The organism is Microbacterium lushaniae, assembly GCF_008727775.1.
GTDB lineage: Bacteria > Actinomycetota > Actinomycetes > Actinomycetales > Microbacteriaceae > Microbacterium > Microbacterium lushaniae.
In genome coordinates this window covers 2,015,242-2,041,615 of record NZ_CP044232.1, presented here as the reverse complement: position 1 = coordinate 2,041,615, position 26,374 = coordinate 2,015,242, and the positions used below count along the sequence as shown (strand labels likewise).

The window sequence follows — 26,374 nt, the reverse complement described above, 5'->3', positions numbered from 1 at the left end:
ACGCGGTCACCGGAGCATCCGACCGAGAGGATGCGACATGACCGAGATCATCACCGTCACCGGCAACATCGCCACCGAGCCCGAGCAGCGCACGATCGCCGAAGGGGTGCGGGTCACCTCGTTCCGGCTGGCATCATCGCACCGGCGGTTCGACCGCGGGAGCGGGAAGTGGGTGGAGCAGTACACGAACTGGTTCACGGTGTCGGCGTTCCGCGGGCTGGGCGAGCACGCCTACGCGTCGCTGCATCAGGGTGACCGGGTGGTCGTGACCGGCCGGCTGCGGCTGCGCGACTGGGACACCGGAACCAAGCGCGGCACGACCGCCGAGATCGACGCCGACTCCGTCGGCCATGACCTGCTGTGGGGGACCACGTCCTATCAGCGAGCGGACGGCGGGGAATCCGATCGCGGCGCGGGCGACCAGACCCGCACCGGCGAGCAGACCGCGGCGGGCGCCACCGATGCGAGCGGCTGGACCATCCCGGCCGCGACTGCGGATCTGGTGGGTGCCGGTGCGGACCGGGGCTCCGGGGTGCCCGCCGGCTCGGACGAGACTCCGTTCTGAGGCGGCATAGACTTCCCTCGTGGCCCGAACGCTCGTGACCCGGCGTCTTGCCGCCCTCATGTTCGCGGGAGCGCTGGCTGCCACAGTCACCGCGTGCACGCCCGAGCCCGCGCCCACGCCGTCGGCCACGTCTCCGGCACCGGCGCCGTCGACGCCTGCGCCGACGCCGACCGGACCCGCACTGGTTCCCGGCGGCACCGCCGACGACAACCTGCCGTTCTTCACCGACGTCGTGCAGGGGGTGTGGGCCGGGCCGGACGCGGTGGTGGGGCGGGCGTACATCGACGCCCTCACAGCGGCGGGGTTCGACCGGGCGGCCATGCAGGTCACCGCCGACGAGTCGACGGTGGGGAACCCTGCCGAGAGCATCCAGTTCTCCGTGCGGTGGGGCGAAGACTGCCTCATCGGCCAGGTCGGGCCGGCCACGGGCGACCCCGTGACCGCCGTGATGCCCGGGCTCCAGACCGGGGGATGCCTCGTCGGCAACACCCGCCCGATCGACTGGTGACGTCGCCCGCCCGCGCGCGGCAGCGCGTGGGCGGCGGCGGTCGCGGCGGCGGACCGTAGACTGGACAGGTTATGGCGGAATATATCTACTCGATGGTGCGCGCCCGCAAGGCCGTGGGCGACAAGCTGATCCTCGACGACGTCACGATGGCGTTCCTTCCCGGTGCCAAGATCGGCATGGTGGGTCCGAACGGCGCGGGAAAGTCGACGATCCTGAAGATCATGGCCGGGATGGACACTCCGTCCAACGGCGAGGCGAAGCTCAGCCCGGGCTTCACCGTCGGAATCCTCATGCAGGAGCCGGAGCTCGACGAATCCAAGACCGTGCTGGAGAACATCCAGGACGGCATCGCGATCAAGGCCAAGGTTGACCGCTTCAACGAGATCTCCGGTCTCATGGCCGACCCCGATGCCGATTTCGATGCGCTGCTGGCGGAGATGGGCACACTGCAGGAGGAGATCGACGCCGCCGACGCGTGGGACCTCGACTCCCAGCTCGAGCAGGCCATGGACGCGCTGCGCACACCTCCCGGCGACGCCGAGATCGCGCCGCTGTCCGGTGGTGAGAAGCGCCGTGTCGCCCTGACGAAGCTGCTGCTGCAGAAGCCCGACCTCCTCCTGCTGGATGAGCCGACCAACCACCTGGACGCCGAGAGCGTCCTGTGGCTCGAGCAGCACCTGCAGAAGTACCCCGGCGCCGTCATCGCCGTCACGCACGACCGGTACTTCCTCGACAACGTCGCAGAATGGATCGCCGAGGTCGACCGTGGTCGCCTCATCGGCTACGAGGGCAACTACTCCACCTACCTGGAGAAGAAGCGCGAGCGCCTGGAGGTCCAGGGCAAGAAGGACGCCAAGCTGGCCAAGCGCCTCTCCGAAGAGCTGGACTGGGTGCGCTCGAACACCAAGGGACGCCAGGCCAAGTCCAAGGCGCGTCTGGCGCGCTACGAGGAGATGGCCGCCGAGGCCGACCGTACGCGCAAGCTCGACTTCGAGGAGATCCAGATCCCGCCGGGGCCGCGCCTGGGCAGCGTCGTGATCGAGGCGAAGAACCTGCAGAAGCGTTTCGGTGACCGCTCCCTCATCGACGGACTCAGCTTCAGCCTGCCGCCCAACGGCATCGTCGGGGTCATCGGACCCAACGGCGTCGGCAAGACCACGCTGTTCAAGACCATCGTGGGGCTCGAGCCGCTGGACGGCGGCGAGCTGAAGATCGGCGAGACGGTCAAGATCAGCTACGTCGACCAGTCGCGCGCCAACATCGACCCGAGCAAGTCCCTGTGGGAGGTCGTCTCCGACGGCCTCGACATCATCACCGTCGGCAAGGTCGAGATCCCCTCGCGCGCCTACGTGTCCAAGTTCGGCTTCAAGGGTCCCGACCAGCAGAAGAAGGCCGGTGTGCTCTCCGGTGGTGAGCGCAACCGGCTGAACCTCGCCCTCACGCTCAAGGAGGGCGGCAACCTGCTGCTGCTGGACGAGCCGACCAACGACCTCGACGTCGAGACCCTCGGGTCGCTGGAGAACGCCCTGCTGGAATTCCCCGGCTGCGCGGTGGTCATCACGCACGACCGGTGGTTCCTCGACCGCATCGCCACCCACATCCTGGCGTACGAGGGCACCGAGGAGCACCCCGACAAGTGGTACTGGTTCGAGGGCAACTTCGAAGCGTACGAGCAGAACAAGATCGAGCGCCTCGGCCCGGACGCCGCCAACCCGCACCGCTCGACCTACCGCAAGCTGACGCGTGACTGACCGGCCGCGGCTGCACATCCCCATCCACCTGCGGTGGGGCGACCTGGACGCGCTCGGCCACGTCAACAACACCTCGATGCTGAAACTGCTCGAAGAGGCCCGGCTGCGGGCGTTCTGGCGCGGCGACGGCACGGCCGAGCCGCTTCCCACCGCGGTGTTCGACATGGACGTGCTGGAAAACGGCGGCGCCCGGGCGACCCTCATCGCCCGGCAGGAGATCGAGTACTACCGGCCGGTGCCGTACGGGCAGCGCCCGCTGGACGTGCAGCTGTGGATCGGGCGCATCGGCGGCTCCAGCGCCGACGTGTGCTTCGAGGTGTACAGTCCCCTCGGCGACGAGGAGCAGGTGCTGTACGCCCGCGCCACGGCCGTGGTCGTGATCGTCGACACCGCCACCGGCCGCCCGCAGCGCTGGAGCGCCGAGGAGCGCGCCGCCTGGACGCCCTTCCTCGACGACCCGATCGACCACGGGCGGCGCCGTCAGTCCTGAGGGATGCGGACCATGATCTCCTGGGCCACACTGGCGGCCAGGACGCCTTGGCGCGTGTAGATGCGCCCGGTGGCCAGTCCCCGTCCGCCGCGGGCGCTGGGGGACTCCTGCACGTAGAGCAGCCAGTCATCCACCCGGGCGTCGCGGTGCCACCACATGGCGTGATCCAGGCTCGCGACCCGCAGCCCCGGATACGACCACGGGATGCCGTGGGCGCGGAGGATCGGCTCCTGGATCGTCAGATCGCTCAGGTACCCGAGGGCGGCTCGGTGCAGCAGCCGGTCGTCGGGCAGGCGCCGACGCGCGCGCATCCACACCGCCTGCCGCGGCACGGGGTCGCCGGCCACCTCGAAGTAGATCGACGAGGGGACGTGGCGCAGGTCCACGGGTCGCTGAGTGAACAACCGGCGGGTCATGGGATGCTGCGCCTCGGCGCCCAGCGCCGGATCGGGCAGGTCTTCGGGGTTCGGGACCTCGGGCATCGGCTCGTGATGGTCCACGCCCGGGTCCTCGTCCTGGAACGAGGCGATCATGGAGAAGATCGGCACGCCTGCCTGGTAGGCCTGCGTGCGCCGCGTGGAGAAGGACCGGCCGTCGTGGATGCGGTCGACGGAGAAGGTGATGCCGTCCTCGACGTCGCCGGGGCGCAGGAAATAGCCGTGCATGGAGTGGATCATGCGATCCGCCGGGAGGGTGCGCGCGGCGGCGACCACGGATTGCGACAGGACTTGACCGCCGTACACGCGACCGGTGGGCATCGGCTGGGACGTGCCGGTGAAGATGTCCTCGGTGGTGCGTGCGCCGGCGTCTTTCAGATCCAGTACGTCCAGCAGCCCCTGCACCGGATCGATCGCGTCCGACACTCGTCCTCCTACCGGCGGGTGTCCACCGCCCCTTGATAGTTTAGGGCGGGTGTCCCCGCGCCTGATCTTCCCCGACGCCGAGGCCGCGGCGGATCTGCTCACCTTCGCCTCGCGTGCCTCCCGCCTCGGCGACGGCGCGGTGCGACTGCGCGCCGCGGCCGGCACGCTCGTGGTCACCTGCGCTCCGCTGGCCCCCCGGGGCCTGGGCGACAGCACACCCACGATCCTGGGTATGCGCGTGATGGGCGTGGACCCCGAACTCGAGTGCGACCTCGTCGTCGCCGCGGACGCGCTCACGACGGCGCTGGATGACCCCGCATCCGTCGCGCTGCCGGCCACGGCCCTGTCGGCGAGCTGGGCCGGGGTGTCGCCGCCGCGTGGCGGGTGGGCCGCGGCGGGGGAGGTGGCCGCATCCGTCCTGGCCTCCCGCGCGCAGTGGGGGATCGCGGCGGTCGCCGACCGGGTGCCCGTCGATGCCGGGGAGGACGCGGTCCGGGCGGTGCGCGCCCAGGTGTGGGGCCCGCCCGACGACGCCCTGCGCGACCTGCCGCTGGGGGTGGCGTTCACGGCCTTCGCCCTCGGGTTCATCGCCGGCGAAGAGACGGCCGTCCTGCGCGCAGCCGGACCGTGGACACGCATCTCGCTCCAGCGCGGGCACGTCCTGGTCCGCGGGCCCCTGCGGGCGGGACTGACGCCCGTTCGCCGCACCGGCGCGGCCTGAGGAACGGCCGCCGCGCTACAGCGCCGCAGCCGCCGCACGCCCGGCCGCACGGCCGGAGAACAGGCAGCCGCCCAGGAACGTCCCCTCCAGCGCGCGGTAGCCGTGCATCCCACCGCCGCCGAACCCGCTGGCCTCCCCGGCGGCGTACAGGCCCGGTATCGGGGCGCCGCCGTCGCCGAGCACCTGGCCGCCCAGGTCGGTCTCGAGACCGCCCAGGGACTTGCGCGTGAGCACGTGCAGTCTGACCGCGATGAGGGGACCGGCGGCGGGGTCGAGGATGCGGTGAGGTGCGGCCGTGCGGATGATGCGGTCGCCGCGGAAGGCGCGCGCGGAGCGGAGCATCGCGATCTGGGCGTCTTTGGTGAAGTCGTTCGCCATCTCGCGGTCGCGTGCCTCGATCTCGGTGCGCACGCGTGCGCCGTCGAGCGCCTCGCCGCCGGGAAGGGCCCGCATCCCGGCGATGAGGGCGTCCAGGTCGCCCCGTACGACGAAGTCCTCGCCGTGGTCGAGGAAGGCCTGCACGGGGCCGGCCGCGCCCTTGCCCAGGCGCGAACGCACGAGCAGCCCCAGGTCTTTGCCGGTCAGGTCGGGGTTCTGCTCGCTGCCGGAGAGCGTGAACTCCTTCTCGGCGATCCGCGAGGACAGCACGAACCACGAGTGGTCGTAGCCGGTGGTGCGCAGGTGAGCGAGGGTGCCCAGCGTGTCGAAGCCCGGGAACAGGGGAGCGGGCAGGCGCCGGCCGGTGGCATCCAGCCACACCGATGAGGGGCCGGGCAGGATGCGGATGCCGTGGGAGGGCCACACCGGGTCCCAATTGCGGATTCCCTCGACGTAATGCCACATCCGGTCGCCGTTGATGAGCCTGCCGCCGGCTGCGGCCGCGATGCCCAGCATCGATCCGTCGACGTAGGCCGGCACCCCCGCCACCATGGACGTCGGCGGTGCTCCCAGGCGCGCCGGCCACTGCGCACGGACCAGCTCGTGGTTGCCGCCGATGCCGCCGGCAGCGACGACGGTGGCCGCCGCGTTCACCTCGAACGCGCCGACGCCCTCGCGCGAGGATGCGGCGCCCCGCGGCGCGCCGGTGGGTGCGAGCACATCGCCGGCGGCGCCCGTGACCACGCCCCCGTCCGTGCGCAGCTGCGTGACGCGATGACGCGGCAGGATGACGGCGCGTCCGTCCCGCTCGGCGTCTTCCAGCGCGGCCTGGAACGGCGCGAGAACGCCGGGACCCGTACCCCACGCGATGTGGAAGCGGGGCACGGAGTTACCCGGACCGAGTGCGGTGTACCCGCCCCGCTCCGCCCACCCGACGATGGGGAAGAACCCGACGCCCAGCTCCTTGAGCCAGGCGCGTTTCTCGCCGGCGGCGAAGGCGAGGTAGGCCTCGGCCCACTCCCGCGGCCGCGCGTCCTCCGGGCGATCGAAGCCCGCGGTGCCGAACCAGTCCTGCCGAGCCAGGTCGAGCGAGTCGGTGATCCCGAGCCGTCGCTGCTCGGGGGAATCGACGAAGAACAGGCCGCCGAAGGACCACCACGCCTGGCCCCCGAGGTTGGTGCGCGACTCCTGGTCGACCACGACGATCCGCTTTCCCGCCCGCAGAGCCTCGCGTGCGGCGACCAGGCCCGCCAGGCCCCACCCGATGATGAGCAGGTCGGTGTCGTACGTCCGGACGGTCATGGCGACTCCTTCGTCGTCCCGGCGGTCAGCGGCGGTCGTCTCCCGCCAGCGGCAGCGAGGGCCGGACTCCCCGGTCGCCCGTCGCGTCGATCGTGTTCACCATGGCATAGGCGGCCCGGGAGAGGTAATCCCACAGGGTGGCCTCGTGCAGCGGCGGCAGCTCGAGTTCGTCCACCGCCGTGCGCATGCAGCGCAGCCACCGGTCGCGCGCGTCGGCGTCCACGGCGTACGGCATGTGCCGCATCCGCAGGCGGGGATGACCGCGGCCCTGGCTGTAGGTCGTCGGCCCGCCCCAGTACTGCATGAGGAAGAGTGTCAGGCGCTCCTGAGCGGGACCGAGGTCCTCCTCGGGGTACATCGGCTTGAGCACGTCGTCCAGGGCCACCTCGCGGTAGAACACCTCGACCAGGCGGCGGAACACCGCCTCACCGCCGACCTCGTCGAAGAAGCTCAGTGGTTCACTCATGTGCCGGGCCCCTCTGGTTTGTCGGCGGCCGGCTTCCCGGGGGCGCGCTGGGCCGGCGGAGTCTTGGGCGCGGGGGCCGGTGGGGTCTTCGAGGATGCGGCGGCGTCCTTCCCGCCGGAATCCTCCGCGGTGTTGCGCTTACGGCGCGGCTTCCACACGGGGCGCTCCGGCGTCACCGGGTTCGGGCGCGTCCTGGGCGGGTTGGCTCCCCGCACGCGCTGGGCCCCTTCGGGGCCGGAGAGGACGATGGAGTTGAGCTGGGGGATCTTCAGGCCCAGCTCCTCGATGGCGACCTTGAGGCGCATCCGCAGCTCGCGGGCCACATCATCCTTGGTGTTGGCGCGGGTCTTCATCACGATGCGGATGACGAGCGCGTCGCCGCTGACGGACTCCAGGCCCCAGATCTCGGGCTGCTCGATGATGCGCGTGCGCCACTTCGGGTCTTTCGTCAGCGTCTGGGCGGCCCCCAGCATGACGGATTCGACCTCGTCGACGTCGGCGTCGGCCGGGACGGCCAGGTCGACGATGACGCGCGACCAGCCCTGCGACATGTTGCCGATGCGCGTGATCTCGCCGTTGCGGACGTACCACAGCGTGCCGTTGACGTCGCGGACGTGCGTGATCCGGACGCTGACGTACTCCACCACGCCGGTCGCGAGGCCGACGTCGACGACGTCGCCGATGCCGATCTGATCTTCGGCGACGATGAAGATCCCGTTGAGCACGTCCTTGACGATGTTCTGCGCGCCGAAACCCAGGCCCGCGCCGATCGCGGCGGTCAGCAGGGTCAGGGAGGCGAGGATGTTCGGCGCCACGATCCCGGCGATGAGCACGAGGGCGATGACCACGACGGCCACGTTGACGATGTTCTGCAGGATCGATCCGAGCGTGCGCGTGCGCTGCACGAGCCGGACCGCGCTCAGGGGCGAGCGCTCCAGGGCCTGCGTGTCGTCGACGTTCGCCTTGCTCTTGGCGCCGGTGACGATGCGCCCCACGACGCGGCGGATCACGAACCGAAGGAGCCACGCCAGCAGCACGCTCACCGCGATCACGACGACGACGTTGAGGGCCTTGAGGCCGACGTCGGCGGCGACCTCGCCGACGCGCACCCAGAAGTCGGGGGAGGTGACGGAGGTCTCGGGCGGCGGAGTGGGTGCGGACATCCAGCCCATGCTAGCCACGGATGCCTCGGCGCCGGCTGAGCGTCGAGGCATCCGTGCGGCGTGCCGCTCTACTCCGCGTCGCGCTCCTGCACCGACAGCGCGCGCTCCACGCCCGCGAGGTTCTCGTTGACGAGACGGCGGAGGGCGGGCGGGGCGTCGGTGTGCTCGGCCAGCCACGCGCGCGTGGCGTCGCGCAGCGCGACGTTCGCGAGGGGGGCAGGGTAGAGACCGACGATCAGGTACTGCGCGATCTGGTAGGAGCGCGACTCCCACACCGGCAGCAGCATGTCGAAGTAGGCCGTCACGAACTGGGCGAGCGTGTTCACCGTGGCCGGGTGGACGAAGCCGGCCGCCGCAGCGCGCACGATCGTGTTGGGGGCGTCGTCGTTGGCGACGAGCGCGTCCCATGCCGCGGCCTTCGCCGCCGCATCCGGCAGCGCGGCCTTCGCCTGCGCGGCGAACTCCCCGCCCTTGGCGGTGTTGTCGGCCTCGAGCGCGGCGTCGATCTCCTCGACGCCGACCCGCCCGCCCGCGGCCAGGGAGACCAGCAGCTGCCACGACAGGTCGGTGTCGATCTCGAGGCCCTCCAGCGACGTCTCGCCGTCGCGGAGGGCGCGCACCTGCTCCCACTGATCGGCGGTGGCGGCAGCCGAGGCGAACGCGGTGACGAACTGCAGCTGGCTGTCGCTGCCCGCCTCGGCGGCCTGCGCCAGCTCCCACAGTCCCGCCGCGACGCGCTCGCGCGTGGCGTCCCGGCTCTCCGGGGTGACGTAGGAGTTGGCCGCCAGCTGCAGCTGCGCGAGCGTCGTGCGCACGGTGGTCGATTCCGTCTCGGAGCCGATGTTGCGCAGCACCAGGTCGACGTAGTCGCTCGCGGAGGCCTCGGCATCCCGCGTCTGATCCCACGCCGCGCCCCACACCAGCGAGCGGGCCAGCGGGTCGCTGATGTCCTTCAGATGGGCGATCGCCGTGCGAAGCGACCGCTCGTCGAGGCGGATCTTGGCGTAGGCGAGGTCGCTGTCGTTGAGCAGCACGAGGTCGGGGCGGCGGTGCCCGTTCAGCTCCGGCACATCGGTGCGGTCGCCGTCGACGTCCAGCTCCAGGTAGTGCACGCGCTCGAGGGCGCCGTCGGTGAGCTCGTAGAAGCCCACGCCCAGGCGGTGCGGACGGATCGTGGGGTAATCCGCCGGTGCGGTCTGAATGATCCCGAAGCGGGAGATCGTGCCATCGGAGGATTCGTCGATGAGCGGGGAGAGCGTGTTGACGCCGGCGGTCTCGAGCCACTTCTTCGACCAGCCGCTGAGGTCGCGCCCGCTCGTGGCCTCGAGTTCCGACAGCAGGTCGGGCAGCTCGGTGTTGGACCACTCGTGCTTGGCGAAGTACGCCGCCACGCCGGCGAAGAACTGCTCGATGCCCACCCAGGCGGCCAGCTGCTTGAGGACCGATCCGCCCTTGGCGTAGGTGATGCCGTCGAAGTTGACCTGCACGTCTTCGAGGTCGTTGATCTCGGCGACCACGGGGTGGGTGGAGGGCAGCTGATCCTGCCGGTACGCCCACGTCTTCTCCATGGCGTTGAAGGTCGTCCACGCGTGGGTCCACTCGGTGGCCTCGGCCGTGGCGATCGTGGAGGCCCACTCGGCGAACGACTCGTTCAGCCACAGGTCGTTCCACCACTTCATGGTGACCAGATCGCCGAACCACATGTGCGCCAGCTCGTGCAGGATCGTGACGACGCGACGTTCCTTGATCGCGTCGGTGACCTTGCTGCGGAACACGTACGACTCGGTGAAGGTCACCGCGCCGGCGTTCTCCATGGCGCCGGCGTTGAACTCCGGCACGAACAGCTGGTCGTACTTGGCGAACGGGTACGGGTAGGCGAACTTCTCCTCGAAGTAGGCGAAGCCCTCACGCGTCTTGTCGAAGACGTAGTCGGCATCCAGGTACTGCCACAGGCTCTTGCGCGCGTACACGCCCAGCGGGATGACGCGGCCGGACGAGCTGGTCAGCTCCGAGAACGTCGACTCGTAGGGCCCGGCGATCAGCGCGGTGATGTATGACGAGATCCGCGGGGTGGGTTCGAACGACCAGGTCGCCGTCCCGTCGCCGTGTCGCTGCGGCTCGGGCGTGGGGGAGTTGGACACCACCGCCCACGGCTCGGGTGCGGTGACGGTGAACTGGAACGTGGCCTTCAGATCCGGCTGCTCGAAGACGGCGTACATGCGCCGGGAGTCGGGCACCTCGAACTGCGAGTACAGGTAGACCTCGTCGTCGACCGGGTCGACGAAGCGGTGCAGTCCCTCGCCGGTGTTGGTGTAGAGGCAGTCCGCGTCCACGACCAGTTCGTTCTCGCCGGCCAGGCCCGTCAGGGCGATGCGCGAGTCCGAGAAGGCGGCGAGGTCGACCGGGCGGCCGTTGAGGGTGATCTCGCGCACCTCGCGTGCGATGAGGTCGACGAAGGTGTCGGCGCCTTCGGTGGCGGCGAAGCGGATCACCGTCCGCGACCCGAACACCTCCGCGCCCCGCGTGAGGTCGAGGGTGACCTCGTACGAGTGGGTGTCGACGACGGCGCGGCGCTCCTGCGCCTCGATGCGGGTGAGGTTCTCTCCAGGCACGTGCATGCTCCCAGGGGTAAGAGGCGGGATGTCGCGAGGCGCTGCTGGCGCCGGCGGCAACCGTAACAGCCTAGCGCCGGGGTCCCCGGGAACGGAGAGCGGGTGCGGGGGCGGTGAGAGGATGGAGGGGTGCCGCCACAAGCCCCCCAGCCCCCCGCATCCGACCCCGTCCCCTACGCCAGCGCAGCCGCGCGTTCGGGGTTGCCGTGGATCGAAGAACCCGTCGCGTACGACGCGATCCTCCTCGCCGGCTTCGGCGGCCCGGAGGGGCAGGACGACGTCATCCCCTTCCTGCGCAACGTCACCCGGGGGCGCGGCATCCCCGATGAGCGCCTGGAGGAGGTCGCGCACCATTACCGCCACTTCGACGGGGTGAGCCCGATCAACGCGCAGAACCGTGCCCTGAAGGCGGCGCTGGAGGCGGAGATCGAGCGCCGGGGTCTGGGGCTGCCGGTGTACTGGGGCAACCGCAACTGGTCGCCCTATCTCGAAGAGGCCGTGCAGGATGCTGCGTCCGCCGGCGATACCACCCTCCTGGCGATCGCCACCAGCGCGTACAGCTCCTTCTCCAGCTGCCGCCAGTATCGCGAGGACTTCGCGCGGGTGCTGGAGTCGACCGGGCTGGGTGAGACCGTGACGATCGACAAGGTGCGCCAGTTCTTCGACCACCCGGGTTTCGTCACGACGTTCGTGGAAGGGGTGCGCGCGGCGGTCACCGCATTCCTTGCCGAGGGCATCGCGCCCGAGGCGATCCGGGTGCTCTTCTCGACCCACTCGATTCCGCTCGCCGATGCCGAGCGCTCCGGCCCGCGCGATCTGGAGCTCGGGGAGGGCGGCGCGTACGCGGCCCAGCACCGCGCGGTCGCCGAACTGGTGATGGCCGAACTCGCCGAATCCGTCGCCGACGTCGCGTGGCAGCTCGTCTACCAGTCCCGGTCGGGGCCGCCGCAGCAGCCGTGGCTGGAACCCGACGTCAACGACGTGATCGCCGGCCTTCCCGCCGAGGGCGTCGAGGCGGTCGCGATCGTGCCGCTGGGATTCGTCAGTGACCACATGGAGGTTCTGTGGGACCTGGACACCGAAGCGATGGAGGCGGCGGCCGAGGCGGGGCTGCGCGCAGTGCGCACTCCCACGCCCGGCGTGGATCCGGCGTACGTATCGGGACTCGTCGACCTCATCGAGGAGCGGCTGCGGGGGACCCCGGCCGCCGAACGCCCGCACGCCACAGCCCTGGGACCGTGGTTCGACGTCTGCCGGCCGGGCTGCTGCGAGAACGTGCGGGCCGGGTTCAAGCCCGCCGCCGCCGGTGTGGCTCCCTAGGATGACAGTCATGCGCATCCACATCGCCACCGACCACGCGGGCCTGGATTTCTCGACGCAGCTGCAGCATCACCTTGCTGCGCAGGGGCACGAAGTCATCGACCACGGTCCGGTCGACTACGACGCCCTCGATGACTATCCGGCCTTCTGCATCCGCGCGGCCCAGGCGGTCGTGCGCGATCAGGAGGATGGCATCGAGGCCCTCGGCGTCGTCTTCGGCGGCTCCGGCAACGGCGAGCAGATCGCGGCGAACAAGGTGCGCGGCGTGCGCGCCGCCCTGGTGTGGAGCATCGCCACCGCCGAGCTCGCCCGCGAGCACAACGACGCCAACGTGATCGCGATCGGCGCCCGCCAGCACACGTTCGACGAGGCGTCCGCCTTCATCGACCGCTTCGTCGCGACGCCGTTCTCCGGTGAGGAGCGGCATTCCCGCCGCATCGCCCAGATCGCGGCGTTCGAAATCGACGGGGCGCTGGAGCCCGACCCGCGGGCCGGGGCCGCCGGGCCCGCCGTGCTCGCCGACGGCGACGGGTTCGACCCCGAGGCGGGCTGATGCCCGAAGGGCACTCCGTCCATCGCATCGCCCGCCAGTTCGACCGCAACTTCGTAGGACGCCCGCTCGCCGCATCCAGTCCGCAGGGCCGGTTCGCCGAGGGTGCCGAGTTGATCTCCGGGCGCGCAGCGACCTCTGTGCGGGCGGTGGGCAAGCAGATGTTCCTCGAGTTCGACGATGACCTGTGGCTGCGGGTGCACCTGGGCCTGTACGGTGCGTGGGACTTCGCAGGCGAGATCCTCGTCGACCCCACGATCGCTGCGGCGAACGGTCGCATGGGGCAGACCAACCAGCGCGGCACCGACCTCGGCGCCGAGCCGATCCTGGATGCCGCCGGCGAGAACTCGCTGTCGTCCATCGGCGCCCCCCGCAGGGCGCGCGGGCGCGTGCGCATGTCGGAGCAGACCACGGGGCTTCAGGAAGAGCTGGAGTGGCCGCCGCCGGTGGTGGGGCAGGTGCGCCTGCGCCTGCTCACCGACGTCACGTGCGCCGACCTGCGCGGCCCGACCGCGTGCGTGCTGCAGACCCCGGACGAGGTCGCCGCGACGATCGCGAAGCTGGGGCCCGATCCGCTCGTGGACGGCACGGAGGCGGGGGAGGAGCGTTTCGTGGCCGCGGTGCGGCGCCGCGCAACGGCGATCGGCCTGCTCCTGATGGATCAGTCCGTCGTGAGCGGCATCGGCAACGTCTACCGCGCGGAGCTGCTGTTCCGCGCGCGCCTGAACCCGCATACGCCGGGGCGCGATGTCCCCGAAGAGCTCGTCCGTGGGCTGTGGCGCGACTGGGCCCGGCTGCTGACGATCGGCGTCGACATCGGTCAGATGATGACCATGGACGATCTGGATCCCGACGCCTACCGGCGGGCGATGGCCAGCCGTGACGATCGTCATTGGGTCTACCACCGCGCGGGGCTGCCCTGTCGGGTGTGCGGGACGGAGATCGTCGTCGAGGAGGCCGCGGGGCGGAACCTCTACTGGTGCCCCTCCTGCCAGCGGTGATCGCCGCGATCGGAGGGTCCGCGGCATCGGGTCGGCTCCGTCCGTCCCGCCGTGGCGGGGCGCCCGGCCGAGCGCACCGGCGCCGGGCTCTCCCGCGGCAATAGGCTTGCGTCCATGCGACAGAACCCGAGCTTCGCGGTCACCGACATGGGCGAACTGCGGCGGCTGGTGGAGGAGAACCCGTGGGTCACGCTCGTCAGCGCGACCGAGGACGGTCTGGTCGCCTCGCACTACGCCGTGCTGCTGGATGACGACCGCGACGACCTCACCATCGTGGGGCACGTCGGCAAGCCCGACGACCTCATCCACGGGCTGGGTCAGCGGGAGCTGCTCGTGGTCGTGCAGGGGCCGCACGGGTACATCTCCCCGGGCTGGTACGGCGACGCGGCATCCGTGCCCACCTGGAACTTCTTCTCCGCGCACCTGACCGGGGTGCCCGAGCTGCTCACGCCGGAGGAGAACCTGCGGGTGCTCGACCGCCTCGTCGCGCGCTTCGAAAGCGCCCTGCCCCAGCCGCGGCAGCTGTGGGAACGACCCAACGACGCGACGTTCGTGGAGCGGCTGGAGAAAGGCACGGTGGGTTTCCGCCTGACCCCCTCGCGCGTCGTGGCCAAGCGCAAGCTGAGCCAGAACAAGGACCCCGAAGTCGTCGAGACCATCATCGCCGAACTGTCCGGCGACGGTCCGTACGCGCAGCCGCTGCTGGCGGCGGAGATGCAGAGGGCGGCCGACGCGCGGCGGCGCGCATGATCGGGACGCGCGTCGGGACGATCCGCGCGGCTCGGATCGCCGGTGAGGGCAGCGAACTGCTCCCCGACGACGGCCCGGTCGACATCCTCCTCGCGGACGGCCGCATCGCCGACATCGCCCCGACCGGAGCGCTGCGCGCGGTCGGAGAGGTGCTCGACGCCGACGGGGGATGGATCGTGCCGGGGCTGTGGGATCACCACGTGCACATGCTCCAGGCCGCGCTCGCCGGCGAGCGCGTGCCCCTCGGGCACGCCGCATCCGCTGCCGAGGCGGCGGCGGTCATGGGGTCGGTGGCGCCCGTCGACGACCGGCGGGTGGGCACGGGCTTCCGGGACGCGTTCTGGGCCGACCGGCCGAGCCGGGACGCGCTGGACCGGGCCACCGGCGAGGTGCCGACCTACCTCATCAACGCCGACGTGCACAGCGTGTGGCTGAATTCCGCCGCGCTGCGCCGCGAAGGCTTCCCCGCCCCCGCCGACGGCGTGCTGCGCGAGGCGGACGCGTTCGAGATCTCCCGCCGCCTGAACGCGGTGGATGCCGCCGCCGGCGACCGGCGGGTGAGTGCGTTCGCGCGCGCGGCGGCCGCACGCGGGGTGGTCGGCATCGTCGACCTGGACATGGCATGGAACCACGACGCGTGGCAGCGCCGCGTGGGCGACGGCTTCGACCTGCTGCGCATCGAGTACGGGATCTACCCCGAGCACCTCGACCTCGCGATCGCGGCCGGCCTGCGCACGGGCGATCCCGTGCACGGCGACCCCGCAGGCCTCGTCCGGGTGCGGGGACTCAAGGTCATCACCGACGGCTCGCTGGGCACCCGCACGGCGGCGTGCTCGCACGCCTACGGCGACGACGGGGGAAACGGCATGCTCACCGTCGGGCCGGAGAGGCTGCTCGAGCTCATGACGCGCGCGACGGCGGCGGGTCTGGGCTGCGCCGTGCACGCCATCGGCGACGTCGCCAACACCGCGGCTCTCGACGCGTTCGCCATGACGGGCGCGCACGGCTCGATCGAGCACGCCCAGCTCGTGCGCCATGCCGACATCCCGCGCTTCGCTCGTCTGGGGGTGGCCGCGAGCGTGCAACCCGAGCACGCACTGGATGACCGCGACCTCGTGGACACCGTATGGGCACACCAGACGGCGCAGCCCTATCCGCTGAGGTCGCTCGCCGACGCGGGGGCGAACCTCCTGCTGGGGTCGGACGCTCCGGTCACCCCGCTGGACCCGTGGGCGGCGATGGCCGGGGCGGTGTTCCGCACGCGGGGCGGGCGAGACCCGTGGCAGCCGCACGAGCGGCTCCCGCTGGGCGTCGCCCTCGCCGCATCCACCGCCGGAGGCTCCCGCGCCGCGTCGCGGATCGAACCGGGCGCGGTCGCCGACCTGGCGCTGTGCGCATCGGATCCGCGCGCCGCCGACGAGGCCGGCCTGCGGGCCATGCAGGTGCAGGCGACCCTCGTGGCCGGGCGGGTCACCCACGCCCGATGACACGACGAAGCCCCCGGCAGCACCGGGGGCTTCGTCGAGGCATGCTTACTCCGCGAGGTGGGCGAAGAGGAACCAGCGGTCCTTCTCCAGGCCCTCCTTGATCGCGATCGCGACGTCCTGACTGGTCAGGTCGATCTCGTCGAGGCCGTCGATGGCCGCCTGCAGGTCGGTGAGGACGCCGTCGATGTCGGCGATGACGTCGCGGACCATGTCCTCCCACGGGGTGAACCCGGCCGGAACGGCCGACGAGGTCTTCTCGGCGACGGTGGCCAGGCGTCCGTCCACGGGCAGGCCGAGTGCGACGATCCGCTCGGCGGCGTCGTCAGCCCACTCGCGGGCGTGGTCCACGACGGTGTCGAGGAGCTCGTGGATCGCGATGAAGCTGGATCCGCGCACGTTCCAGTGCGCCTGCTTTCCGTTGACCGACAGGGCGGTCAGGCCCGCGACGACCGGGCTGAGGAACTGGGCAGCGGCTGCGGCGACGGTGGGGTCGGCTGCGGTGGCCGGCGTGGTGTGCGTGTGAGTCATGATTCTCGCCTCCGTACTGGGCACGGGATGCCCGAGGAAGACAACGCTACTCAGGCCGAGGCATTGCGCAAGGAAGCGAAGGCTGGGCTTACACGGCGTCGGTGGGCCGAAATCCCGGCCGCGCGCTCCGCGTCGACTACCGTCGAGTGGTGCCTTCCGCCGACCCGCTCCCCGCTCCCCAGAACCTCGGCGACCCGGCGCGACTGCGGCGCCGCCTGCCTCCCGGCCGCTCTCCCGAGCACGCCGAGCCGGCGCGCTTCCTGCCGCACGTGCAGGGTCTGCGCGCGATCGCCGTGCTCCTGGTCGTGCTCTACCACTTCTGGCCAGGGCGGCTGCCCGGCGGCTACGTCGGCGTCGACGTCTTCTTCGTCATCTCCGGGTTCCTCATCACGGGGCACCTCATGCGCGAGCTGACCGCGACGGGCACGGTGCGCCTCGCTCAGTTCTGGGCGCGCCGCGCGCGCCGGTTGCTGCCTGCGTCGCTTCTGGTGCTGCTGTTCTGCGCGCTGGTGGCGATGTCGCCCTACCTCACCCCGACCTCGGCTCTGCCGAACGAGGTGCAGGAGATCGTCGCATCCACGTTCTACGTCGAGAACTGGTTCCTCGCTCTCACCTCCGCCGACTACCTCGGGCACGGCGGCGAGCCCACGACGGTGCAGCACTACTGGTCGCTGTCGCTCGAAGAGCAGTTCTACGTCATGTGGCCGCTGCTCATGCTGCTGGCGGCATGGATCGCGGTGAAGTGGTTCCGCGGCTCCACGCGCCGCGCCGTGCTCGTCGTGCTCGGCGTCGTGTCGGCGGCGTCCTTCGTCTTCTGCGTCGTGTTCACCCTCACCGACCCCGCCCCCGCCTACTTCGTGACCTTCGGGCGCATGTGGCAGTTCGGCGTGGGGGCGATGATCGCGCTCGTTCCGCTGCTGCGGGTGCAGCATCCCGTCGTGAGCTTCGTGCTCGGATGGGGTGGCATCCTGACGCTCGTCTTCGTCGCGTTCCGCTTCGACGGGCAGACGCCGTTCCCCGGCTACGCCGCCGCTCTTCCCACCCTCGGTGCGGCAGCGGTGATCGCGGCGTCGAACACCGAGCGCTGGTGGTACCCGACGCGCATACTGTCGCTGCGCCCGGCGCAGTTCGTCGGCGACATCTCGTACTCGCTGTACCTGTGGCACTGGCCGCTCATCGTGATCGCGCCGTCGGTGCCGTTCTGGGGCCTGACGATCTACCACCGCGTCGCGCTGCTGGTGCTGTGCTTCGTCCTGGCTTGGCTGACCAAGCGCTTCGTGGAGGATCCCACCCGCTCCTGGCGGGCGCTGACCTCCCGCCCGGCGCGCGTGACGCTGTGGTCGTCGCTGGCGGCGATGCTGCTGGTGGGCGGCACCGCGGGCGCGGCGTGGGCCGTGAACGCGCCCGCCTACCGCGACGGGGTGCAGGCGCTCGAGCAGCTGCGGGAGGATCCGCCGGACTGCTTCGGCGCGGCCGCCGTGCTGTCGGAGGAGTGCGCCGAGACGGAGTGGAACGACACCGTGCTGCCGGCGCCGGGCTTCGCCGGCGTTGACCGACCAGCCGACGAGCAGTGCTTCGTCCAGCTGAACAACGCCGACGTCGTCTCGTGCGAGTTCGGCTCCGAGGCCGCCGATGCCCCCACCGTCGCCCTCGTCGGAGACAGTCACGCCTACCAGCTGCTGCCCACGTTCCAGCGGATCGCCCAAGACGAGGGGTGGCGCCTCGTCACGTACTTCAAGGGCGCGTGCCCATGGAATGCCACACCCCTGTCCACGCCCGGGGCGTTCGGGCAGGCGTGCACCGACTGGCGCGCGGGGGTGGCCGAGGAACTGGCCGCCTCGGATGTGGATGCCGTCCTCACGGCGGCCATCGCCACCACGCCGTACTCCGCAGACGGGTTCGACTCCTCGTTCGAGGCGGCGGTGGCCGGTTACCGGGAGGCATGGTCGACGATGACCGATCGCGGGGTGCCGGTCATCACGGTCGTGGACAATCCCGTGTGGGAGACCGATCCCAACAAGTGCCTCCGCATCCGCGACGCCGCCGAGTGCGACGCCCCGCGCTCGGAGGTGCTGGTGGCCGAGGACCCCGTGCGCGCGGCCGCCGAGGGCGCCGACGGCGTGACGCTCCTGGATTTCACCGACGTGTACTGCGCGGGGGAGACCTGCTCCCCGGTGGTCGGCGGTGCCAACGTGTACCGCGACCAGGACCACCTGACGGTCACCTTCGCCGACACGCTCGCGCCGTGGCTGACCATGGCGGTGCGCGATGCGCTCGCGCGGCCTGAGTAGGCTCGCGGCATGACGATCGCCGCCGACGCCACCGTTCTCGCCCTCCCCGACGCGACCCCGTCGATCGATCCGACCGCCTTCGTCGCCCCCGGTGCCCGCATCGTTGGCGCCGTGAGCCTCGCCCCGGAGGCGAGCGTCTGGTACAACGCCGTCCTGCGCGCCGACAGCGCCGCCATCACCGTCGGGGCCGGAAGCAACCTCCAGGACAACGTGTCGGTGCACGTGGATTCCGGTTCGCCCGTGCGCATCGGGGAGAACGTCTCGGTCGGGCACAACGCCGTCGTCCACGGCTGCACCATCGGCGACGGGTCTCTCATCGGCATGGGCAGCGTCATCCTCTCCGGCGCCGTCATCGGCGCGGGGTGCCTGATCGCCGGGGGAGCGGTCGTGCTGGAGGGCACCGTCATCCCCGACGGCTCCCTGGTGGCGGGTGTTCCGGCCAAGGTGCGGCGCGAACTCACCGACGACGAGCGCGCTCGCCTCCGCCGCAACGCCGACGTCTACCGCGACCACCTCCGCACGCACGCCGCCGCCCTGGCCTGACCCAAGCCCGCCGCCGGCTTCTGGCTCGCGGCTCCGACGGCCGCTCGCGTGCCGTGACCCCGTGTGCCGCCGCTCGCGGGCGTGCCGTCCCGAACTCCTCAAATCCGCGCCCGGAGGCGGCAAATACCGGCCCAGTCGCGCCCGTAGGCGCCGTTCTTGAGGAGTTCGGCGCGGGTGCGGCGGCGGAAAGTGCGGAGGTGGAGGGGATGAGCCGGGTTGGAACCCGCGCGGGCGCCTGCCTACCGTGCCCCGCCGCCGCCGCCGCCGCCGCCGCCGCCGCCGCCGCCGCCGCCGCCGCCGCTCCGCCGTACGGGTTTGACGCGCCGGTCCGCTGCTCGGTGCGTGAGCGGGCCTTCCGTCCCGAACTCCGCAAATCCGCGCCCGGAGGCGGCGAATACCGGCCTGGTCGCACCCGTAGGCGCCGTTCTTGAGGAGTTCGGGCGCGGGTGCGGTGGCGCAAAGTGCGGATGTGGAGGGGATGACGGGAATCGAACCCGCACCATCAGTTTGGAAGACTGAGGCTCTACCATTGAGCTACATCCCCGCGGCGGCTCGCGCCGCAGCATCCCGAGTCTAACCGAACGCCGGCGCATCTCCCGACGCGCGGCACGCCGGGCCTCGGGTTCGCGCCACTTCGGTGCGTCCGCCACGTAAAGGGATGGCGCGGATGCGCGGAACAGGCGCGATCGTGGTGTGACGGCGTGCCGGGCGACACACGTACGGCGATGTCCCCACCGGCCCGAGCCGGCGGCACAGGTCGAGCGTGAGCGGATCGACTAGACTTTGCGGGGCCGTTCGTCGTGCGCGCACGTGCGCATCGCCCGGGGCGTAGCTCAGCTTGGTAGAGCGCCCGCTTTGGGAGCGGGAGGCCGCAGGTTCAAATCCTGTCGCCCCGACGTACGAAACCCCACGAACCGGACCTACGACCGCTCGCGTATGCGCGCGGAACACACGAGGAGAACGAACAGGCATGGTCAACAGCACCGTCGAGAAGCTCAACCCCACGCGGGTCAAGCTGCACATCACGGTCTCGCCCGACGAGCTCAAGCCGAGCATCGCTCACGCATACGAGCACATCGCGCAGGACGTGCAGATCCCCGGGTTCCGGAAGGGCAAGGTGCCGGCTCCGATCATCGACCAGCGCATCGGTCGCGGCGCGGTCCTGGAGCACGCCGTCAACGAAGGCCTGGACAGCTTCTACCGCCAGGCCGTCGAAGCCCAGGGCGTCCGCGTCATCGGCCGTCCCAGCGCCGAGGTCGTGTCGCTCCCCGAGCTCAAGGACTTCTCCGGCGATCTCGTGGTCGAGGTCGAGGTGGACGTGCGTCCGGAGTTCGACCTGCCCGACTACGACGACATCACCATCACCGTGGATGCTGCGGAGGTCGACGACGCCGCGATCGACGAGGAGCTCGACCGCCTGCGCGGCCGCTTCGGCACGCTCGTCACGGTCGACCGCCCCGCCGCCACCGGCGACTTCGTCGAGCTGAACCTCGTCGCCACGATCGAGGGCACCGAGATCGACCGCGCCGAAGGCGTGTCGTACGAGGTCGGATCCGGCGAACTGCTCGAGGGCATCGACGAGGCGATCGAATCGCTCACCGCGGGCGAGGAGACGACCTTCCGTTCCAAGCTCGTCGGCGGCGACCACGCCGGCGAAGAGGCCGAGGTGGCCGTCACCGTCACGGCGGTGAAGGAGCGCGAGCTTCCCGAAGCGGATGACGACTTCGCCCAGATCGCCAGCGAGTTCGACACCATCGGCGAGCTGCGTGACAGCCTCAAGGAGCGCGTCGCGCAGCAGTCGACGTTCGCGCAGGGGTCGGCCGCGCGGGACAAGCTCGTCGAAGAGCTGCTCGCGAAGGTGGAGATCCCCGTGCCGCCGCAGCTCATCGAAGACGAGGTGCACACCCACCTCGAGAACGAGAACCGCCTCGAGGACGACGCCCACCGCGCCGAGGTCACCGAGGCCAGCGAGAAGCAGTTCCGCACGCAGATGCTGTTGGACAAGGTCGCCGAGCAGGCGAACGTCCAGGTGTCGCAGGACGAGCTGACCCAGTACCTCATCCAGTCCGCCGCCCAGTACGGGATGGCGCCGCAGGAGTTCGTCGACGCGCTGCAGCAGGGCAACCAGCTGCCGGCCCTCGTCGGTGAGGTCGCCCGCAACAAGGCTCTCGCCGTCGCGCTCAGCAAGGTCACCGTCGTCGACACCGACGGCAAGCCGGTCGACCTGACCGGTTTCGTCGCCGTCGAAGACGAGGCCGCCGCCGAGGAAGAGGTGGTGGAGGAGGCGCAGGAGATCGCCGACGCCGCTGCGGACGCCGACGAGGTGCTCGCGGCCGAGGAGACGCCGAAGAAGGCCGCCAAGAAGGCTCCCGCCAAGAAGGCTGCCGCGAAGGATGCTCCGGCCGAGGATGCTCCGGCCGAGAAGGCTCCCGCGAAGAAGGCGCCTGCCAAGAAGGCGCCTGCCAAGAAGGCCGCCGAGAAGGCTCCGGCCGAGAAGGCCCCCGCGAAGAAGGCCCCTGCCAAGAAGAAGAAGGCTGACGCCGCGGAGTGACCGACGGTGCGTGACAAGGGGGTGGGAGCCACGGCGCCCACCCCCTTGTGCACGGAGAGAGTGAGTATGAGCGACGACTGGAACGCGCGTGTCGACGCGGTGTGGGCCGACGCCGGCCTGAGCGACCTCGAGCGGATCGCCGCCATCGACGCGCTGGCGGCGGAACGGGATGACGACGACCCCCGTGCTCTCTACGAGCGGGCGGGTGCCCGCGACTCCGCGGGCCTCGAGGAGGACGCCGAGCCGCTGTACCGGGCGGCGCTGCGCAGCCCGCTCGCCCCGGACGTGCGCACGCAGGCTGTGATCCAGCTGGCCAGCACGCTGCGCAACCTCGGGCGGGTGGATGAGGCGCTCGCCCTGCTGGAAGCGGAGTACGACCGCACCGAGGGGACGGCGCTGCACGACGCGGTGGCGGCCTTCCTCGCCCTCGCGCTCGTCTCGGCCGGCGACGCCGATCGCGCGGCCGCGGTCGCGCTGCAGGCACTGGCTCCCCACCTGCCCCGGTACACGCGGTCGGTGACCGGGTACGCGCGGGAGATCGCGGAACGACGCGCCTGATCTGCCGACGGCGAACACGCGTACCCCACCCGGGGAGCGCCGGTAGATTCAATGCCAGATCGAACGGAAATTGGAGCACACATGCCCGAACCCCTGGTCGCAACAAGCGTCTTCGACCGGCTGCTGAAGGACCGCATCATCTGGCTCGGCTCGGAGGTGCGCGACGACAACGCGAACGAGATCTGCGCCAAGATCCTGCTGCTGGCTGCCGAAGACTCCGAGAAGGACATCTACCTCTACATCAACTCGCCCGGCGGCTCCATCACGGCCGGCATGGCGATCTACGACACGATGCAGTTCGTGCCCAACGACATCGTCACCGTCGGTATCGGCATGGCGGCTTCCATGGGTCAGCTGCTGCTGACCAGCGGCACGAAGGGCAAGCGCTACATCACGCCCAACGCCCGCGTCCTGCTGCACCAGCCCCACGGTGGCTTCGGCGGTACCGCCAGTGACATCCAGACCCAGGCGCAGCTCATCCTCGACATGAAGAAGCGGCTCGCCGAGATCACCGCGGCGCAGACCGGCAAGCCGGTCGAGCAGATCAACGCCGACGGCGACCGTGACCGCTGGTTCAGCGCCCAGCAGGCGCTCGAGTACGGCTTCGTCGACCACATCCGCGAATCCGCCACCGACGTCATCGGCGGCGGCGGCACCGCCGACAACGGCGCGGACGCCTGAGACCCGCGTCGAAAGAGAAGGACATTCCCGATATGCAGACACCCACTTTCGGTGGCGCGAACCCGCAGGCGTTGCAGATGCCCGGCAGCCGCTACGTCCTCCCGCAGTTCGAGGAGCGCACCGCCTACGGCTACAAGCGCCAGGACCCGTACAACAAGCTGTTCGAAGACCGCGTGATCTTCCTCGGTGTGCAGGTCGACGACGCATCCGCCGACGACGTCATGGCGCAGCTGCTGGTCCTGGAGAGCCAGGACCCCGACCGCGACATCATCATGTACATCAACTCACCCGGTGGTTCCTTCACCGCGATGACGGCGATCTACGACACGATGCAGTACGTCTCGCCCCAGATCCAGACCGTCGTGCTGGGGCAGGCCGCGTCGGCGGCGGCCGTGCTGCTGGCAGCCGGCGCGCCGGGCAAGCGTCTGGCGCTGCCGAACGCCCGCATCCTGATCCACCAGCCCGCGATGGGGGAGGCCGGCCACGGCCAGGCGTCCGACATCGAGATCCAGGCGCAGGAGATCATGCGGATGCGCACGTGGCTCGAGGCGACGCTGGCCAAGCACTCGAACAAGACGGCCGAAGAGGTCAACAAGGACATCGACCGCGACAAGATCCTCTCCGCGGAGGAGGCGGTCGTGTACGGCCTGGTCGACCAGGTGCTCACCACCCGCAAGCGCACGCCCACGGCGGCGCTCACGCGCTGAACGCACTCACCGGAGCCCCCGTCGCATCGCGGCGGGGGCTTCGTCGTTGCGCACACGCTGCGCCATCGGCGTCGCAATACGCTCCGATGTCGGTTGCAGCGGTTAGGCTCGATACACCCTGGACCAAGGTCCTGCACGGGATGAGGAGGAGCGCATGGCACGCATCGGTGAGAGCGCCGACCTGTTCAAGTGCTCGTTCTGCGGGAAGAGCCAGAAGCAGGTCCAGCAGCTGATCGCGGGGCCAGGCGTCTACATCTGCGACGAGTGCGTCGAGCTGTGCAACGAGATCATCGAGGAGCGGATGGCGGAGTCCTCCTCCGGCGTGGTCTCCGACTTCGATCTGCCCAAGCCCCGTGAGATATTCTCCTTCCTCGAGGAATACGTCGTCGGCCAAGACCCCGCGAAGCGGGCGCTGTCGGTGGCGGTGTACAACCACTACAAGCGCATCCGCGCACACGGCACGCTCCAGCCCGCCGAGCAGCGCGCCGAAGACGTCGACATCGCCAAGAGCAACATCCTTCTGCTCGGCCCGACCGGCTGCGGCAAGACCTACCTGGCCCAGACGCTCGCGAAGCGCCTGAACGTGCCGTTCGCCGTCGCCGACGCCACCGCGCTCACTGAGGCGGGCTACGTGGGCGAAGACGTCGAGAACATCCTCCTCAAGCTCCTGCAGGCCGCCGACTTCGACACGAAGCGCGCCGAGACCGGCATCATCTACATCGACGAGGTCGACAAGATCGCCCGCAAGGCGGAGAACCCCTCCATCACGCGCGATGTATCGGGGGAGGGCGTGCAGCAGGCGCTCCTGAAGATCCTCGAGGGCACCGTCGCGTCGGTGCCGCCCCAGGGTGGGCGCAAGCACCCGCACCAGGAGTTCATCCAGATCGACACGACGAACGTGCTGTTCATCGTCGCCGGAGCATTCGCCGGGCTGGAAGACATCATCTCCTCACGCGTGGGCAAGCACGGCGTCGGATTCGGCGCGCCGCTGCACGACAAGGGCGGCGACCTCAACCTCTTCAGCGAAGTGCTCCCCGAAGACCTGCACAAGTTCGGTCTCATCCCGGAGTTCATCGGACGTCTGCCCGTCGTCGCCTCGGTGCACCCGCTCGATCAGGACGCGCTCATGGAGATCCTCACCGGACCCAAGAACGCCCTCGTGAAGCAGTACCAGCGCATGTTCGAGCTCGACGGGGTGCAGCTCGAGTTCGAGGAAGAGGCCCTGCGTGCCATCGCCGACCTCGCTGTCGGGCGCAAGACGGGCGCGCGCGGTCTGCGGGCCATCCTCGAGGATGTGCTCGGTCCGATCATGTTCGACATCCCCTCGGCCGACGACGTGGCCAAGGTGATCATCACGCGCGCCGCCGTCGACGAGGGTGCCGCGCCCACGCTCGTCCTGCACCAGAAGCGCAAGAGCGCCTGACCGTCGCGGTGTCGGCGGCCGCCTCTAGCGTGGACGCATGATCCCCGTTTCACCGTTCCGCATCTCCGTCCCCGACGAGGTGCTGACCGATCTGCGCGAGCGGCTGGCCCGCACTCGGTTCCTGCCCGACTCGCCCCGCCGCATGCCTTCGGGGATGACCGACGAGTACCTGCGTGAGCTGGTGGCGTCATGGTCGACCTTCGACTGGCGTGCCCGCGAAGCCGAGCTCAATGCGCACCCCCAGTTCACGGCAGACATCGACGGCGCACGCGTGCACTTCGTCCATCTGCGCGCGGAGGATCCTGACGCCCCGGCGCTGCTCGTCATGCACGGGTGGCCCCACACGTTCGCCCTGCAGCTGGACTTCGCCGACCGCCTGCGCGACTTTCATGTCGTCGTGCCGAGCTTCCCCGGGTTCGCATTCTCCTCGCCGTATCCCGACGCGCCGATGACCGAGGAGCGTCTGGCGCATACGATGCACGTTCTCATGACCGAGGCGCTGGGATACGAGCGGTACGTGACATATGGCGAGGACGTATCGGCGAACGTCAACGACCTGCTCGCCTCGGCACATCCGGACGCGGTGCTCGGGATCATCGCGACGCACGCGCACTTCGGTACGCAGGAGGAGCGCGACGCGGCGACCGAGCCCGAGGTGCAGGCGTTCTTCGCGCGCCTCGCCGCCGACCACGGCCCCCACGGCGCGTACGGGCACGTCCAGGCGACGCGACCCGACACCCTCGCCGCGGCACTCAACGACTCGCCGGCGGGACTGCTGTCGTGGATCGTGGAGAAGACCGTCGAGTGGGCCGATGTGCCCGCGGGCGACCCGCGCGCCATCGAGACGCGAATCGGGCGCGACCGGCTCCTCACGGAGGCGATGATCTACTGGGTGACGCAGTCCATCGGCACGTCGTTCCGCCCCTACTACGAGGGGGCCGACGAACCGGGTCCGATGGCCCCGACCGATGTGCCGGCCGCGGTGTTCATCCAGCGGCACGAGCACGACTACCCGGAAGTGCTCGCACGTCGGTTCTACCGCGATCTGCGCGTGTTCGAGCGGCTGTCCGCCGGAGGCCACTTCACCGCGGCGGAGATCCCCGACGAGTTGGCCGCGCGTGTGCGATCGTTCGTCGGAGAGCTCGCCGCGCCCTAGCGTTCGCGG

Annotated in this window: 24 protein-coding genes and 2 tRNA genes; 19 read left to right on the top strand and 7 right to left on the bottom strand. The window is 70.6% G+C overall.

What is annotated here, in order from left to right; all coding sequences use genetic code 11:
• Nucleotides 1-37: 37 nt before the first annotated feature.
• From ssb to F6J85_RS09665, 4 genes are all read left to right on the top strand, one after another.
• The gene (gene ssb, locus F6J85_RS09680) at nucleotides 38-565 is read left to right on the top strand and encodes a single-stranded DNA-binding protein (RefSeq protein ID WP_150921452.1); all 528 of its coding nucleotides are present in this window, start codon (nucleotides 38-40) and stop codon (nucleotides 563-565) included.
• A 19-nt stretch (nucleotides 566-584) separates the two neighbouring features.
• A complete protein-coding gene (locus F6J85_RS17985; protein WP_238706908.1) occupies nucleotides 585-1,073 on the top strand; it encodes a DUF6993 domain-containing protein in 489 nt (162 codons plus the stop codon).
• A gap of 71 nt (nucleotides 1,074-1,144) precedes the next feature.
• On the top strand, nucleotides 1,145-2,824 hold the full coding sequence (gene ettA / locus F6J85_RS09670; protein ID WP_150924809.1) for an energy-dependent translational throttle protein EttA: 1,680 nt from the start codon (nucleotides 1,145-1,147) through the stop codon (nucleotides 2,822-2,824).
• Entirely contained in the window at nucleotides 2,817-3,314 is a 498-nt protein-coding gene (locus F6J85_RS09665) for an acyl-CoA thioesterase (protein ID WP_150924808.1), read from the top strand. The genes ettA and F6J85_RS09665 overlap by 8 nt, the downstream gene beginning before the upstream one ends.
• Here F6J85_RS09665 and F6J85_RS09660 read toward each other — a convergent pair.
• Nucleotides 3,305-4,177: an acyl-CoA thioesterase gene (locus F6J85_RS09660; protein WP_238706907.1), complete on the bottom strand. Its 873-nt coding sequence runs from the start codon at nucleotides 4,175-4,177 to the stop codon at nucleotides 3,305-3,307. The two genes, F6J85_RS09665 and F6J85_RS09660, sit on opposite strands and share 10 nt — an antisense overlap.
• Before the next feature lie 49 nt (nucleotides 4,178-4,226).
• Between F6J85_RS09660 and F6J85_RS09655 the strand changes: the two genes are divergently transcribed.
• Nucleotides 4,227-4,898: a DUF8185 domain-containing protein gene (locus tag F6J85_RS09655; RefSeq protein ID WP_150924807.1), complete on the top strand. Its 672-nt coding sequence runs from the start codon at nucleotides 4,227-4,229 to the stop codon at nucleotides 4,896-4,898.
• 15 nt (nucleotides 4,899-4,913) lie between these two features.
• Here F6J85_RS09655 and F6J85_RS09650 read toward each other — a convergent pair whose 3' ends face one another.
• The 4 genes from F6J85_RS09650 to pepN form a co-directional block, all read right to left on the bottom strand.
• A complete protein-coding gene (locus tag F6J85_RS09650; RefSeq protein WP_150924806.1) occupies nucleotides 4,914-6,578 on the bottom strand; it encodes an FAD-binding dehydrogenase in 1,665 nt (554 codons plus the stop codon).
• Between the two features lie 25 nt (nucleotides 6,579-6,603).
• Nucleotides 6,604-7,044 carry a globin gene (locus F6J85_RS09645; protein WP_150924805.1) on the bottom strand — a complete coding sequence of 147 codons (441 nt, stop codon included), beginning with the start codon at nucleotides 7,042-7,044 and terminating at the stop codon, nucleotides 6,604-6,606.
• Nucleotides 7,041-8,207, bottom strand: coding sequence for a mechanosensitive ion channel family protein (locus F6J85_RS09640; RefSeq protein ID WP_150924804.1), 1,167 nt, complete (start codon nucleotides 8,205-8,207; stop codon nucleotides 7,041-7,043). Before F6J85_RS09640 ends, F6J85_RS09645 begins: the two co-directional genes overlap by 4 nt.
• 68 nt (nucleotides 8,208-8,275) lie before the next feature.
• Complete coding sequence (pepN, locus tag F6J85_RS09635) at nucleotides 8,276-10,819, bottom strand: aminopeptidase N (RefSeq protein ID WP_150927320.1); 2,544 nt, start codon at nucleotides 10,817-10,819, stop codon at nucleotides 8,276-8,278.
• Nucleotides 10,820-10,948: 129 nt separating this feature from the next.
• On the opposite strand from pepN, the gene F6J85_RS09630 reads away from it, so the two are divergent.
• From F6J85_RS09630 to F6J85_RS09610, 5 genes are all read left to right on the top strand, one after another.
• Nucleotides 10,949-12,139: a ferrochelatase gene (locus tag F6J85_RS09630; RefSeq protein ID WP_150924803.1), complete on the top strand. Its 1,191-nt coding sequence runs from the start codon at nucleotides 10,949-10,951 to the stop codon at nucleotides 12,137-12,139.
• A 10-nt stretch (nucleotides 12,140-12,149) separates the two neighbouring features.
• Nucleotides 12,150-12,692, top strand: coding sequence for a ribose-5-phosphate isomerase (locus F6J85_RS09625; protein ID WP_150924802.1), 543 nt, complete (start codon nucleotides 12,150-12,152; stop codon nucleotides 12,690-12,692).
• Complete coding sequence (locus F6J85_RS09620; RefSeq protein ID WP_150924801.1) at nucleotides 12,692-13,690, top strand: Fpg/Nei family DNA glycosylase; 999 nt, start codon at nucleotides 12,692-12,694, stop codon at nucleotides 13,688-13,690. The genes F6J85_RS09625 and F6J85_RS09620 overlap by 1 nt, the downstream gene beginning before the upstream one ends.
• Before the next feature lie 114 nt (nucleotides 13,691-13,804).
• Nucleotides 13,805-14,440 (top strand): FMN-binding negative transcriptional regulator, encoded by a 636-nt coding sequence (locus F6J85_RS09615; RefSeq protein ID WP_150924800.1) that lies wholly within the window; start codon nucleotides 13,805-13,807, stop codon nucleotides 14,438-14,440.
• Entirely contained in the window at nucleotides 14,437-15,927 is a 1,491-nt protein-coding gene (locus F6J85_RS09610; RefSeq protein ID WP_150924799.1) for an amidohydrolase, read from the top strand. Before F6J85_RS09615 ends, F6J85_RS09610 begins: the two co-directional genes overlap by 4 nt.
• A 45-nt stretch (nucleotides 15,928-15,972) precedes the next feature.
• Here the strand turns inward: F6J85_RS09610 and F6J85_RS09605 are convergent, their stop codons facing one another.
• Nucleotides 15,973-16,455: a Dps family protein gene (locus F6J85_RS09605; protein ID WP_150924798.1), complete on the bottom strand. Its 483-nt coding sequence runs from the start codon at nucleotides 16,453-16,455 to the stop codon at nucleotides 15,973-15,975.
• A gap of 149 nt (nucleotides 16,456-16,604) precedes the next feature.
• On the opposite strand from F6J85_RS09605, the gene F6J85_RS09600 reads away from it, so the two are divergent.
• A complete protein-coding gene (locus F6J85_RS09600; protein ID WP_150924797.1) occupies nucleotides 16,605-18,746 on the top strand; it encodes an acyltransferase family protein in 2,142 nt (713 codons plus the stop codon).
• 9 nt (nucleotides 18,747-18,755) lie between these two features.
• Nucleotides 18,756-19,289, top strand: a complete 534-nt coding sequence (locus F6J85_RS09595; RefSeq protein ID WP_150924796.1) for a gamma carbonic anhydrase family protein — start codon at nucleotides 18,756-18,758, stop codon at nucleotides 19,287-19,289.
• Nucleotides 19,290-19,759: 470 nt separating this feature from the next.
• Here F6J85_RS09595 and F6J85_RS09590 read toward each other — a convergent pair.
• A tRNA-Gly gene (locus F6J85_RS09590) sits at nucleotides 19,760-19,833 on the bottom strand.
• A gap of 278 nt (nucleotides 19,834-20,111) precedes the next feature.
• On the opposite strand from F6J85_RS09590, the gene F6J85_RS09585 reads away from it, so the two are divergent.
• From F6J85_RS09585 to F6J85_RS09555, 7 genes are all read left to right on the top strand, one after another.
• Nucleotides 20,112-20,185, top strand: a tRNA-Pro gene (locus F6J85_RS09585).
• A gap of 74 nt (nucleotides 20,186-20,259) precedes the next feature.
• Complete coding sequence (gene tig / locus F6J85_RS09580) at nucleotides 20,260-21,840, top strand: trigger factor (protein WP_150924795.1); 1,581 nt, start codon at nucleotides 20,260-20,262, stop codon at nucleotides 21,838-21,840.
• A 66-nt stretch (nucleotides 21,841-21,906) separates the two neighbouring features.
• Nucleotides 21,907-22,398: a tetratricopeptide repeat protein gene (locus F6J85_RS09575; protein WP_150924794.1), complete on the top strand. Its 492-nt coding sequence runs from the start codon at nucleotides 21,907-21,909 to the stop codon at nucleotides 22,396-22,398.
• 81 nt (nucleotides 22,399-22,479) lie between these two features.
• Complete coding sequence (locus tag F6J85_RS09570; protein ID WP_150920825.1) at nucleotides 22,480-23,079, top strand: ATP-dependent Clp protease proteolytic subunit; 600 nt, start codon at nucleotides 22,480-22,482, stop codon at nucleotides 23,077-23,079.
• A 32-nt stretch (nucleotides 23,080-23,111) separates the two neighbouring features.
• Nucleotides 23,112-23,786, top strand: a complete 675-nt coding sequence (locus F6J85_RS09565; protein ID WP_150924793.1) for an ATP-dependent Clp protease proteolytic subunit — start codon at nucleotides 23,112-23,114, stop codon at nucleotides 23,784-23,786.
• Nucleotides 23,787-23,940: 154 nt separating this feature from the next.
• Nucleotides 23,941-25,209: an ATP-dependent Clp protease ATP-binding subunit ClpX gene (gene clpX, locus F6J85_RS09560; RefSeq protein WP_150924792.1), complete on the top strand. Its 1,269-nt coding sequence runs from the start codon at nucleotides 23,941-23,943 to the stop codon at nucleotides 25,207-25,209.
• A 37-nt stretch (nucleotides 25,210-25,246) separates the two neighbouring features.
• The gene (locus tag F6J85_RS09555; RefSeq protein ID WP_150924791.1) at nucleotides 25,247-26,365 is read left to right on the top strand and encodes an epoxide hydrolase family protein; all 1,119 of its coding nucleotides are present in this window, start codon (nucleotides 25,247-25,249) and stop codon (nucleotides 26,363-26,365) included.
• Nucleotides 26,366-26,374 lie beyond the last annotated feature (9 nt).

Bases quoted from the DNA above. Each gene is read 5' to 3' on its own strand.
- F6J85_RS09575 (WP_150924794.1), top strand. From the start codon at position 21,907: ATGAGCGACGACTGGAACGCGCGTGTCGACGCGGTGTGGGCCGACGCC.
- F6J85_RS09610 (WP_150924799.1), top strand. From the start codon at position 14,437: ATGATCGGGACGCGCGTCGGGACGATCCGCGCGGCTCGGATCGCCGGT.
- tig (WP_150924795.1), top strand. From the start codon at position 20,260: ATGGTCAACAGCACCGTCGAGAAGCTCAACCCCACGCGGGTCAAGCTG.
- F6J85_RS09620 (WP_150924801.1), top strand. From the start codon at position 12,692: ATGCCCGAAGGGCACTCCGTCCATCGCATCGCCCGCCAGTTCGACCGC.
- F6J85_RS09565 (WP_150924793.1), top strand. From the start codon at position 23,112: ATGCAGACACCCACTTTCGGTGGCGCGAACCCGCAGGCGTTGCAGATG.
- F6J85_RS09615 (WP_150924800.1), top strand. From the start codon at position 13,805: ATGCGACAGAACCCGAGCTTCGCGGTCACCGACATGGGCGAACTGCGG.
- F6J85_RS09645 (WP_150924805.1), bottom strand. From the start codon at position 7,044: ATGAGTGAACCACTGAGCTTCTTCGACGAGGTCGGCGGTGAGGCGGTG.
- F6J85_RS09555 (WP_150924791.1), top strand. From the start codon at position 25,247: ATGATCCCCGTTTCACCGTTCCGCATCTCCGTCCCCGACGAGGTGCTG.
- F6J85_RS09605 (WP_150924798.1), bottom strand. From the start codon at position 16,455: ATGACTCACACGCACACCACGCCGGCCACCGCAGCCGACCCCACCGTC.
- F6J85_RS09625 (WP_150924802.1), top strand. From the start codon at position 12,150: ATGCGCATCCACATCGCCACCGACCACGCGGGCCTGGATTTCTCGACG.
- F6J85_RS09595 (WP_150924796.1), top strand. From the start codon at position 18,756: ATGACGATCGCCGCCGACGCCACCGTTCTCGCCCTCCCCGACGCGACC.
- F6J85_RS09640 (WP_150924804.1), bottom strand. From the start codon at position 8,207: ATGTCCGCACCCACTCCGCCGCCCGAGACCTCCGTCACCTCCCCCGAC.
- ssb (WP_150921452.1), top strand. From the start codon at position 38: ATGACCGAGATCATCACCGTCACCGGCAACATCGCCACCGAGCCCGAG.
- F6J85_RS09570 (WP_150920825.1), top strand. From the start codon at position 22,480: ATGCCCGAACCCCTGGTCGCAACAAGCGTCTTCGACCGGCTGCTGAAG.
- ettA (WP_150924809.1), top strand. From the start codon at position 1,145: ATGGCGGAATATATCTACTCGATGGTGCGCGCCCGCAAGGCCGTGGGC.
- F6J85_RS09650 (WP_150924806.1), bottom strand. From the start codon at position 6,578: ATGACCGTCCGGACGTACGACACCGACCTGCTCATCATCGGGTGGGGC.
- clpX (WP_150924792.1), top strand. From the start codon at position 23,941: ATGGCACGCATCGGTGAGAGCGCCGACCTGTTCAAGTGCTCGTTCTGC.